The sequence below is a fragment of the Actinomycetaceae bacterium MB13-C1-2 genome, assembly GCA_035621235.1.
Taxonomy (GTDB): Bacteria; Actinomycetota; Actinomycetes; order Actinomycetales; family Actinomycetaceae; genus Scrofimicrobium.
Genome location: CP141731.1, coordinates 2,342,644 through 2,354,358, shown reverse-complemented (window position 1 = coordinate 2,354,358; position 11,715 = coordinate 2,342,644). Strand labels below are relative to the sequence as shown.

General features: G+C 56.1%; 9 protein-coding genes. 5 read left to right on the top strand and 4 right to left on the bottom strand.

Features of this window, described 5'->3' with window-relative positions; all coding sequences use genetic code 11:
- The first annotated feature begins 58 nt into the window (after positions 1 to 58).
- Positions 59 to 2,218 carry an alpha-galactosidase gene (locus U6G28_10450; protein ID WRS29920.1) on the top strand — a complete coding sequence of 720 codons (2,160 nt, stop codon included), beginning with the start codon at positions 59 to 61 and terminating at the stop codon, positions 2,216 to 2,218.
- Between the two features lie 69 nt (positions 2,219 to 2,287).
- On the opposite strand, the gene U6G28_10445 is transcribed toward U6G28_10450, so the two are convergent.
- Positions 2,288 to 3,544 carry an ROK family protein gene (locus tag U6G28_10445; protein WRS29919.1) on the bottom strand — a complete coding sequence of 419 codons (1,257 nt, stop codon included), beginning with the start codon at positions 3,542 to 3,544 and terminating at the stop codon, positions 2,288 to 2,290.
- Positions 3,545 to 3,632: 88 nt separating this feature from the next.
- Between U6G28_10445 and U6G28_10440 the strand changes: the two genes are divergently transcribed.
- Genes U6G28_10440 through U6G28_10425 form a run of 4 tightly spaced genes read left to right on the top strand, consistent with a single transcriptional unit; the run spans position 3,633 to position 8,471 of the window.
- Complete coding sequence (locus U6G28_10440) at positions 3,633 to 4,916, top strand: extracellular solute-binding protein (GenBank protein WRS29918.1); 1,284 nt, start codon at positions 3,633 to 3,635, stop codon at positions 4,914 to 4,916.
- A 12-nt stretch (positions 4,917 to 4,928) separates the two neighbouring features.
- Positions 4,929 to 5,825 carry a sugar ABC transporter permease gene (locus tag U6G28_10435; protein ID WRS29917.1) on the top strand — a complete coding sequence of 299 codons (897 nt, stop codon included), beginning with the start codon at positions 4,929 to 4,931 and terminating at the stop codon, positions 5,823 to 5,825.
- Entirely contained in the window at positions 5,825 to 6,739 is a 915-nt protein-coding gene (locus U6G28_10430; protein WRS29916.1) for a carbohydrate ABC transporter permease, read from the top strand. The genes U6G28_10435 and U6G28_10430 overlap by 1 nt, the downstream gene beginning before the upstream one ends.
- A gap of 55 nt (positions 6,740 to 6,794) precedes the next feature.
- Positions 6,795 to 8,471 (top strand): alpha-amylase family glycosyl hydrolase, encoded by a 1,677-nt coding sequence (locus U6G28_10425; GenBank protein ID WRS29915.1) that lies wholly within the window; start codon positions 6,795 to 6,797, stop codon positions 8,469 to 8,471.
- 130 nt (positions 8,472 to 8,601) lie between these two features.
- Here the strand turns inward: U6G28_10425 and aspA are convergent, their stop codons facing one another.
- The 3 genes from aspA to pdxY all read right to left on the bottom strand — a co-directional run bounded on the left by aspA (position 8,602) and on the right by pdxY (position 11,574).
- Complete coding sequence (aspA, locus tag U6G28_10420; protein ID WRS29914.1) at positions 8,602 to 10,047, bottom strand: aspartate ammonia-lyase; 1,446 nt, start codon at positions 10,045 to 10,047, stop codon at positions 8,602 to 8,604.
- A gap of 115 nt (positions 10,048 to 10,162) precedes the next feature.
- Positions 10,163 to 10,705: an NAD(P)H-dependent oxidoreductase gene (locus U6G28_10415; protein ID WRS29913.1), complete on the bottom strand. Its 543-nt coding sequence runs from the start codon at positions 10,703 to 10,705 to the stop codon at positions 10,163 to 10,165.
- A gap of 17 nt (positions 10,706 to 10,722) precedes the next feature.
- Entirely contained in the window at positions 10,723 to 11,574 is an 852-nt protein-coding gene (gene pdxY, locus U6G28_10410; protein WRS29912.1) for a pyridoxal kinase PdxY, read from the bottom strand.
- Between the last annotated feature and the right edge of the window lie 141 nt (positions 11,575 to 11,715).

Below are 11,715 nucleotides of genomic sequence, written 5' to 3'. Positions count from 1 at the left end.
GACTCCGAATATAGTCTTGTTACGGAAAGAAATCGGACTAGACGGGAGACCGCTCGCGATGTTTCAACCTCCACCAGCAATACACATGTCCCGCGGTGGCACATCGGTGGTGGTGTCGAATCCCCCTGTGGGCGGCCCAAGAATAGCCTATTGGGGAAGGGAAATCGGTTCCATGACCGAGTCTCAACTCCTTGATTTTGTGCTTTCCCAGGTTCCCGAGGTGGTTTCGGGGACGGCCGACATCCCGTCAGCCTTTTCCCTCATCCCTTTGCAAAGCGAGGGGTGGCTTGGCACACCTGGTCTGATTGGTTCGCGAGGCGGACTGGAGACTTTCTCTGCGGTCCACATTACGGAGGTTCGCACCGAGGACGACGCTTCTGGAAATGTAGTCAGGGTTGAGGTCGACTCCTACGACTTCGAAGCCGATCTAGCCCTTACCGTCACCCTTGAGCTGACGGAATCGGGAGTTTTGAGGCTGCGCGCGAGACTCATAAACCAGGGTGAGGGCGGTTATGAACTCCAGTCGCTACTGCTTGCGATTCCTACACCGTCTTCGGAGACGCAGGTGCTGGACCTAACTGGCCACCACCTCAGGGAACGATCCATTCAACGGCACGAGTTCACTCTGGGCTCCCACGAACGATCAGTTCGAGTTGCACGAGGGCATGCCGAGTCGACCATCCACGGTACCTGTGAACCGCACACCGGTTGGCGTAGCGGACAGGTGCACTACATTCATGTTGCTTGGTCAGGAAATACCCGCACTATTGCTGAACGCGACATCCTTGGCTTCCAGGGACTGATGGGTGGAGAGTTGCTCTATCCGGGCGAGGTAGTACTCGATGAAGAACAGAGTTACGAATCCCCGTGGATTATCGCCACTTGGGGAGACGGACTGGACCGCGCGGCCGGTAGGGTTCACCAGGTCGTGCGGAGTCAGCGAAACTACCCGAAGACTCCTCGTCCCGTAACTTTGAACGCCTGGGAGGCGGTGTACTTTGACCATTCGCTTCCGCGTCTCCTCGCCCTCGTTGATGCTGCCTCAGAAGTGGGAGTGGAGCGTTTTGTTCTGGACGATGGCTGGTTTGGTGGCAGAAGAGACGATCACACCTCTCTCGGTGACTGGGTCGTCTCGGGTGAGGTATGGCCGGACGGGCTGAACCCTCTGGCCGATGCGGTTCACGCCAAGGGAATGCAGTTTGGTCTGTGGGTGGAGCCGGAGATGATTAGTCCCGATTCTGATGTTGCCCGCGCACATCCCGAATGGATTCTTGGTCCCTTGGGCCATCGACCGATTGAGGCGCGGTGGCAGCAGGTTGTCGATCTTAGTAACCCTGAGGCGTTTGAACATGTGCTTTCCGCGCTGGTCAAAGTCCTTACAGATACGCCGGTTGACTATCTCAAGTGGGACTTCAACCGGGATTTGTACGAGGCAGTTAGCCCTGCTACCGGGAAACCCTCATACCACGAGCAAACCAAAGCCACGTATCGACTGATGGACGAGCTACTTGAGCAATTTCCAGGTCTCGAGATTGAGTCGTGCGCCGGAGGTGGCGGTCGAATTGACCTTGAGATGATGACCCGTGCGGTGCGGGTCTGGGCTTCTGACTGCATTGACCCGCTGGAACGCAAGCAGATAGAGGCAGGGACCTCTCTGCTGTTGCCGCCAGAACTGGTCGGTTCACATGTTGCTTCGACCACCTCACACACCACCGGACGCACACTGGACTTGACTCTGCGTGCCTCGACCGCGATGTTCTCGCACATGGGAATCGAGTGGGATCTAGCCGAAGCCACTTCCAAAGAACGTGAAGACCTTGGTTCCTGGGTTGCCCTCCATAAGAAACTGCGCGAGTTCCTGCACTCGGGGACAACGGTTCACAGCGATCACGCGGACAGGTCGTGGTGGGTAAATGGGGTTGTCAGCGATGACCAAAATCATGGGCTCTATGCGGTAACCAGAATGAGGACGGGGGAGCAACGGCCGACTCCGCCTCTGACTCTGTCCGGTCTCGATCCGAAGAAGGTCTACCGCGTGCGCGAGTTGCTACCGGGCGGAGTCGAGTCGGCCACTGCCGGGATTGACCCAGAGAAGCAGGTTCCGTGGTGGAAGGACGGCTTAGCACTCCCAGGTGACGTTCTGGGACGGGTAGGGATTAGGTTCCCAGATTTGATGCCGCAGCAGACAGTTCTATTCGACGTGTCCGAGCAGAAATAGCTCGGGTTCTTTCTGTACGGAGCGATGCGTAAAGTGCGTCGAGAAGTGCCGCACTGCCACTTGCTCGGGTTACTCCCGCGCCCTAAGGCAGAGGTCCAGGGCATGCGTCCGCGCCAGGTCCACTGCAGCGACCACAGCGCCGGTCACAACTGCTTTATCTCCTAGTTGAGACGCGACGATTTCCGGCGCTGGTGAGTATAGATCCGATGGAAGGGCGGCTTGAGCTGCTTCGATCAACGGGCCAGCACCGGGTCCGATTCCACCGGCAACTATCACCTTTTCCGGGTCGTACATTCCGCCGAACACGCTGACTATTCGAGCCAATCGCTGACCCACAACAGAGATCAGCCTGAGAGCATCAGGATCTCCCTTTGCTGCCAGTTCAATAACGGCTCGTCCGTCTAGGTCCTCGGGGGTGAAGGACCTTAGCTCGCTATCCGCGCCGATGTCATCTGTGGCTAGCGACCGGCGCGCGAGCTCTGCAGCCTGGTAACCAAGACCGTAGGTGTCACTAACGCCCTCGACGTGTTCGAAAGCTCCCATTTCTCCGACCCCGCCGCGGGCTCCGCGTAACAGGTTGCCATCGACCACTACTCCGGAACCCAGTCTTGAACCGGCGAGCATAGTGACGAAGTTGCGACATCCTTGGGCCGCCCCGCACGCCGCCTCGGCGAGCGCAGCCAGAGACGCATCGTTTTCGACTCTGACCACCGGAGCCCACTGCTTGAGAAGCCCAACTAGATCGGGATTTATTCTCTGCCAGAACCCCGTTCGGTGCACGGGGGAAACTCCGCTTTCGTCAACTGGCGCTGGCACTCCTAGGCAGATAGCGAAAACGTCTGCATCATCGGGTTTGGCGTCCGATAGTGCATTGTCGATGACGGAAACGATGGCGTTGCGACGCTCGGCTTCTGCGACGCCGTCGAGATTGTGCTCTGTGCCGGGCTTAAGTCCTGATTCTGCGCTAATTGTCGTAAGAGGAACGCCGCGCAAATTAGCGACGGTCGCCGTCAAATGGGAGTGCCCTGCATCGACACCGACCACGAGTCCGGCTTCAGCGCGGAACTCAAATCTTCGGGCGGGTCTACCCTTTTGATACTGTCCGGCCTCGCGAGCATTCGGGAGTTCGCGAAGTAACCCCAGTTCGACCAAGGTTTGAGTAGCCTCGATGGCCGTGGTTCTAGTCAAGCCCGTTGCGGCCATTACATCGGTTGCCGTGAAATCGTCCGCGTCCCAGGCGTAGCCCAGAACCGTGTCCAGGCTCGCTGGTCGCTCGGTACTGCCGCCCGTCCGCCCGGCGGTAGGTGTTGACAGAGTGCTAGACATGGCGCAATACTAACAGCGCACAGTTGATTTACTAACTAGATTTATCTGTTAGCGATACTGATAACGCGGTGGTTTGAGGAGGACGAGGGTGTCGAGACGTGCAAAGACGGCGCAGCGGTGGATCGCTGCCGTGGCTGTAGTGGCCCTTGGAGGGCCACTACTAGGTGGCTGCTCATCTGGTGGTCGGGAGGAGATTCGCTTTACGTTCAGTAAGCGTGAGGCAATCCCCTTCATTAGTGAGGTGGTGAAGGACTACAACTCCTCACAAGATAGATACGAAGCAGTGCTGGACACCTCAGGTGTCGACGTTATTTCCGCCAGTTTCGTGCGCGGAAACCCGCCAGACCTGATGCTGGCCAACTACAACTTTGAGGTTTCTCGATTTGTTGATCGATGTGTATTGACTGATCTATCGGATACTCAGGCGGCCGCTTCGGTCGACCTAGAGATGTTCGAACCGCTTATGGACCAGTACGGGCAGTGTGAGGGAAGAGTAAGTGCCCTTCCGTATTCGGTCATGTCGGCGGCGGTCATCTACAACAAAGAGATTTTTGCCGAGCATGATCTTGAGATTCCCAAGACTTGGGATGAGCTCATTGCTGTTAGCGACAAACTGAAGCAAGAAGACGTTACTCCGTTCTACGGGACTTTCAAAGATGACTGGACGGTCGGTCAGGGATGGTTTGACTACACGGTTGGCGGGTCGATAGATGTCATTGAGTTCTTTGATGCGCTAAAAGCCGAGGGAACAGATGTCGGTCCCGAATCTGCGGTTTCTTTTCAGAAAGACTTCGCCGAGCCGATGGACAAAATGACGCGACTAATCAAGAACTACGCGAATGCGGATGCAGATAGCCGCAGTTACGGTGATGGCAACCTAGCCATGGCCCAAGGCAAGGCGGCAATGTACTTGCAAGGGCCGTGGGCGTTCAATGAAATAGCGAAGACTTCCCCCGACCTGGAACTCGGCACCTTCCCCCTACCAATGACCAATGACGAGGGTGATCTGTCAGTGCGCACCAACATCGATCTGGCGGCATTGATTCCCACAGGCTCTAGGCATCAAGAGGCGGCACGGGACTTCCTTGAGTACCTTTACCAACCGGAGATTATTCAGGACTACAACGAGTCGCAATTGGGTTTCACCCCGACGAAAGACGCTCCCGCACCGACGGACCCACGCCTTGCAGGAATGATCCCGTACTACGAGGACGGACAGATTTTCCAGGGCGCATCCGTTCTGATTCCTAAGGCGATTCCGGTCTGGAGCTATGCGCAGGCAATAGCGATGGGCGGGGACCCAACCGAGTACCTAGAAATCCTTGACAACGACTGGGCGCGCCTGGCTTTTCGTCAGCCTAAGGCCGAGTGAGGAACCTGGACAATGACCACAACAACAGTTGCCAAACCCCGAGCTGACAAGAAACCTCGGGTCGAACCAATCTACTACCTGTTTCTGCTCCCAACCGTCCTTTTGTTCACGCTCGCAATCACGGTCCCGGGAGTTATGGGAATCTTCTTCAGCTTCACCGACTCGATCGGAATCGGTGACTGGAGCTTCGTGGGATTCACGAACTACATCGCGCTGTTCTCCGACCCGGCGATCCTCCAGAGCTATCTGTTCACTTTCGGTTTCGCAATCACCACGGTGATAGTGGTGAACGTAGTGTCGTTTTTCTTGGCTCTCGGGCTCACCGCTCGAATACGATTCAAGACGGCACTTCGTGCAATATTCGTTATTCCGATGGTTGTCTCTGGCATCATCATTGCCTACGTCTTCAACTTTCTGTTCTCGAACTCTCTGCCTGCGCTAGGTGGAGCGTGGGGGATTCCTTGGCTTGAAAACAGTATTCTTGCCAATCCAGACCTTGCTTGGCTTGCCATCGTTCTGGTGACTGCCTGGCAGGCAATGCCGGGAACCATGCTTATTTACATCGCTGGCCTACTCTCGATTCCGGGGGATGTTTACGAGGCAGCGGATATTGACGGCGCGAGCGGTCTGCAACAACTCACCAAGATCACGGTACCGCTGGTGTTCGGTTACGTTGTCATCAACGTTATTTTGGGATTCAAGAACTTCCTCAACGCATATGACATCATCGTCGGCCTGACTAACGGCGGTCCCGGCACAGCCACGCGTAGCGTTGCCTTAACCATCATTCAGGGATTCAACGGCGGCGACTATGCGTATCAGATGGCCAACGCGACCATCTTCTTCATCGTGGCGATCTTTATTGCCCTGCTTCAACTGTCTGTAAATCGCGGAAAGAGTGAGCTCTAATGTCTACACAGCCAGCACTTGAGTTTGAACTGGTCGAGGCAGCCATCGACCTGGAGATGGCCAAGCCAGCGAAGCAGGTAAAGGCCAAAAAGGGAGAAAGAATCAACTGGTCCGCGACAGTGCTCCTGATTCTCTGCACGGTCACGGTTCTCCTGCCGCTCTATGTGACGATTTCGATGGCGTTCAAGACCGGTACGCAGGCGGTTGATGGCAATGCCTTCTCGCTCCCATCGCCGCCTAGCGTCAGTGGCTTCATCGAAGCGTGGAACCTCACCAAGTTTCCGGTGGGTGCCGGGGTTTCACTGTTTGTTACCGCCGGAACGGTGGTCCTTACTATCTTCCTCGCGGCGCTTGCTTCATATGCCATCGTGAGGAACTGGGATCGTAAGCTGTTTCGCTACTCGTTCTTCTACCTGCTTGCCGCAATGTTTGTTCCATTCCCGGTTGTTGCATTGCCACAGGTCCAGCTAACCGGCCGCGTCGGGCTCGATAACCCCCTCGGAGTCGTGATTCTGGCAACGATGTTCCAACTCAGCTTCTCGGTAATGCTGTTCACCGCGTTCCTGAGGTCGATTCCCCTGGAACTCGAAGAATCAGCACGCATGGACGGTGCCACGACCTGGCAGACGTTCTGGAAGGTTATCTTCCCGCTACTTGGCCCTATGAGTGCAACCGTTGGTATCTTTGCGTTCCTCTATGCATGGAATGACTTCATGATGCCGTCCTTGATAATCTCAGACCCGGCCCTGCAAACCCTCCCGGTACGTCAGAACCTGTTCCAAAACCAGTTTGCAAACAATTACAACGTCTCATTCGCCTCGTATCTGATGGCGATGGCGCCGGCGATTGTGGCATATCTGTTCAGTCAGCGCTGGGTCATGGAAGGCGTCACACAGGGAGCCGTAAAGGGCTAAAGCCAACCCCGTAAACAACGAATTCGCAATTGAAATTGAACTGAAAGGAAGTTCCATGTCCACTCAAGTCGAGCGATCGGCACAGGCGCGCGAAGACGCCCCATGGTGGCGACAGGCAGTCGTGTATCAGATCTATCCCCGTAGTTTCGCGGACTCGAACAACGACGGACTGGGCGACCTGCAAGGGATAATCTCACGAGCAGACTATTTGGCTGGCTTAGGGATTGATGCCGTGTGGCTTAGCCCGTTCTACCCGTCGGCTTTGGCCGATGGGGGATACGACGTCGACGACTACCGCGACGTCGACCCCCGACTGGGAAGCCTTGAGGACTTCGATCTGATGCTCTTAGAACTGCACAGGCGAAACATAAAGGTCATCATCGACATTGTCCCTAACCACACTTCTAACCGGCACCGATGGTTCAAGGAGGCGCTCGCGGCTGGCCCTGGTTCCGCCGCGCGGGAGCGCTATATCTTCCGCGAAGGAAAAGGGCCGGACGGTACGGAACCACCGAGCGATTGGATCTCTGAGTTTGGGGGACCCGCCTGGACCCGCGTCGAGGACGGCCAGTGGTATCTCCACATGTTCGCTAGCGAGCAGCCAGATTTGAACTGGGAAAACCGGGAAGTGCGGGACGAGTTTCTGGATATCCTGAAGTTCTGGGCTGACCGGGGAGTCGACGGTTTCCGGATCGACGTCGCAAATGCTCTGGCTAAGGACCTGAGTGAGCCTCTTCCCACCCTCGCCGAAATCAAGGCGATGCCGACGAACATGGGTGTTCACCCGTTCTATGACAGGGACGAGGTTCAGGACATCTATGTCGAGTGGCGTGAGTTGTTCAATAGATACGATCCGCCTCGAACTGCGGTGGCCGAGGCATGGGTCGACTCTGATCGGGTGCCTCGCTACGCGAATCCAAACAGTCTGGGTCAATGTTTCAACTTTGACCTGCTTGAGGCCGATTTTGACGCGCCGAGCTTCAAACGGATCATCGATCATCATCTGGAGATGGCTGAGACCTCAGAATCATCAAGTACATGGGTCCTGTCGAATCACGACGTGGTCCGTCACCCCACCAGGTATGGCCTGCCCAATCCTGCGCGGTCCGGTTGGCGCCCGGACGTTAAGCATGGATCAGAGTGGTTGGCTTCTGGAGGCACAGAGCCAGAGCTACTGCGGGAGCAGGGGGAGAGGCGGGCAAATGCGGCCACACTGATGATCCTTGGCCTGCCCGGTTCGACGTACATCTACAACGGCGAGGAACTAGGGCTGCATGAGGTAGCAGAGATTTCGGCCGAGGAGCGTCAGGATCCTACGTTCTTCCGCACCCGGGGCGCTGAGATTGGTCGTGATGGTTGCCGAGTTCCCCTCCCGTGGGAACCGGAGGGAGACTCGTTCGGCTTCGGTGAAGCATTTGCCCATTTGCCGCAACCAGGTTGGTTTCGAGACTTCGCAGTCGCGGCCCTGGATGCTGATCCAGACTCAACCCTCAACCTGTATCGCCGAGCAATTCATCTTCGCCGCGAACTTCAGGGAGCTGAGGAACTTGAGTGGCTTGAGACCGGAAGAGATGATGTTCTGCGCTATCGTCGGCCAGACGGCTGGGAAGTAGTGACGAATTTCGGGATGGAGTCGGTGGAACTTGGTCAAGGCGAAGTCTTGATCTCAAGCCAGCCTATTTCAGATGGAATCCTGCCGGCCGAAACCACTGCCTGGATCAAGGTCTCCTGATCGAGATGTTCTTGCCGGGCCGGCGCAGATAGGTTCGGTTGTAGGCCGACCTGTTGTGTCGCCGGTCCGGCAATGACTTCGGGGTAAGACAGTACTGGCGGCGAATGTCCGCTGCACTCCGCTAATCGATTTAGTCTGATTTCGGTAGTCCAGTTTCAGTGGTGTTGTAATAGGTCCCCCTATACTCCGGACTCAGCAGGTTCTCCACGCTGAGGATCGAGTCGATCCGCTCGGGAGTCATCAGCCCTTTCTCGATCAGGACCTCACGCACAGATTTGCCGGTCTGGGCGCACTCGCGGCCGACCTCGTCGCCGGCCTTGTGCCCGATGATCTCGTTGAAGTAAGTGATGATACCAATGGATTCCAGGACTCCGGCGCGACATACGTCCTCATTCGCGGTGATCCCCACGATGCACTTGGTACGAAGGGTGTCCAGGGCCCGGGTTAGCAAAGAGAGGGACTCGAACAAGGACTGTGCGAGTCCCGGCTCCATAACGTTGAGTTGTAACTGACCCGCCTCGGCGGCCAGAGTTACTGTCACGTCATTACCGATGACCTTGAAACACACCTGGTTCACAACCTCGGGAATCACGGGATTTACCTTGGCAGGCATTATGGAGGAGCCAGCCTGTAGCTCCGGAAGGTTGATCTCATTGAGGCCGGCACGGGGGCCCGATGAAAGCAGGCGCAAGTCGTTGCAAATCTTCGACAGCTTAACGGCCAGACGTTTAAGTGCAGAGTGCACCGCGATGTAGGCGCCGTTGTCATAAGTGGCCTCGACAAGGTCGATTGCCGGAACTACCGGTAGTCCGGACACGTCGCTCAGCTTCTCAATCGCAACCACCGAGTATCCGGGGGGAGTATTGAGCCCGGTACCAATGGCGGTTGCTCCGAGATTTACTTCAAGGAGTAGTTCGCTGTTCGCCTCTAGTCGTCTCACCTCCTCCAAAATGTTCGTGGCATAGCCGGAAAACTCCTGTCCTAGGCTCATTGGCACAGCGTCTTGAAGCTGGGTCCGACCCATTTTCAGAATGTTCTGGAACTCAAGTCCCTTGTTGTCGAACGCGGCAGCAAGTTCCTCAATCGCCCGAATCAGCTTTTGAACCATGAAGTAGACGGCTAGCCGGAATCCGGTTGGGTAGGCGTCGTTCGTGGACTGCGACTTGTTAACGTGGTCGTTTGGATTGATCAGGTCGTAGCGGCCCTTCTCAAAGCCAGCAAGCTCCAACGCCAAATTGGCGACTACCTCGTTCGTGTTCATGTTGGTTGAGGTGCCGGCGCCACCCTGGAACACGTCAACCAAGAATTGATCCAAGCAGCAACCATCACTAAGGATGGCATCGCAGGCACGAACGATTGCGTCTGCTATATCTCCTTGAAGAACATGCTCGTCCTTGTTGGCAAGCGCCGATGCCTTCTTGACCATCACCATGCTACGCACGAATTCTGGAACGTCCGAGACCGTTGTTCCAGAGATCTGAAAGTTCTCAATCGCACGGGCAGTATGGATACCGTAATATGCATCAGCCGGAACCTCACGGGTGCCGAGTAGATCCTCTTCGATCCGAGTCTTCACAGCGCGGCCTTCCTCTTCGCTACCCCTCGGAATGAGGGTACCTCGTCCGAACCAAATTGGGCCCAGTTGGGCCGAGACACTTCGGGATTGAGAGGCGTATTTTGGAAGTGATACATCAATTCTGCGGGGAGTCTTGAACCCACTCTGCGTAGCGCTTTGCGTCCGCTTCCAGTTGATCACCAGAGTAGTTTTCGGCTACCCCAAAAATAGTGAATGGTTCTCCAAACGTTGATCCGACAAAAACTGCCGTCGCTGCGAAAGGGACGAGAACCTGGTCAATGGTGAATCCGACCGCACCCTCAGCGGTGTAACTCTCCGCGGGCGAGCCGATGGTTGTGGCAACGTTTATTAGCTTATCGGCCATCTTTCTTCCACCATTGCCATAGGCCCAGCCGTCAACCAGAACTTCACTTAGCCACTGGTGCAGAAGTGAGGGGGAACTGTACCAATACAGCGGGAACTGAAAGATGATTCGTTGGCTGGCTTCTACCAGCGCTTGCTCGGCTGGAACATCAATTCGGCCGTCAGGGTATGCGGCATAGAGGTCGCGGACAGTAATATCTTCGGAGTCATGCAGGGTCAGTAGTGCGTCCAGCAACGTTCGATTGACTCGGGATGCATCGAGATCAGGGTGAGCAACCAGAACCAGGGTGTTCATATTCGAGATTTCCTTAACTAGCGGATTCTCTTGACTTCGAAGGCGTGGGTCGGTGCAACATACGCCTCTTGGGATTCTATGAGTTGAAGTTCGCGCTTGCCGGAACTCAGCGTATTTTCTAGTAGCTCGAAGACACTCGCTGCGGTCTTCTCAAGCGCCAGCGCTGGGTTGCCGCTCTCGACATACGCCGCAGAGAAGAGCGCCGCTGTGACGTCCCCGGAGCCGTTGGCCTTGAACGGTAGCAAAGGGGTCTGAACAATCCATGCACCATCGCCGTTTACGACCATCATTTCGATTGTGTTCTCAGGACGGTCGGGACGAAGAACGGATGTCACCAGCACCGTATTAGGGCCCGAGGCTCTAGCAGCGTCGACCGACTCGAGTGTTTCTTCGAGAGTGTGCGGATCGGTGCCGGTAAGGAATCCAAGTTCGAACTGGTTTGGAGTGATGATGTCGGCGTAGGGAACGACTCGATCACGAATCAGTTCTTGAACTTCCGGCGAGACAAAACAACCCTTATCGGCACTGCCTAGGACCGGATCGCAAGCGTATAGAGCCGCCGGGTTGGCCTCTTTCGTCAGCCTTACGGCGTCGAGAATCGCATCCCCGATTGAGGAACCACCCTGATATCCCGACAAGACCAGAGCACAATCATCCAGGCCGCCGCGATCATTGATGCCCTTCACGACACCCCGCACGTCGTCCCCGGTCATCATCGGACCTTCCCAGGCGCCGTAGCCAGTGTGGTTTGAGTACATGACGGTATAGACCGGCATAACCTCATGGCCCTGACGCTGAAGAGGGAATACAGCAGCGGAGTTGCCGACGTGACCGTATGAAACTGATGACTGAATAGACAGAATTCTCATGATTTAGAGCATGCACCCGAAGGGCATATGAACGCCAGAAGCGTCCAGCATAAGAAGGAGCGGTGGAGTTTAGGAAGTGAATCTGCCTAGACGCTTGACAGGCGCCGGTGATCTGTCACTTCAGGTTGTTGCAGTCCGGTG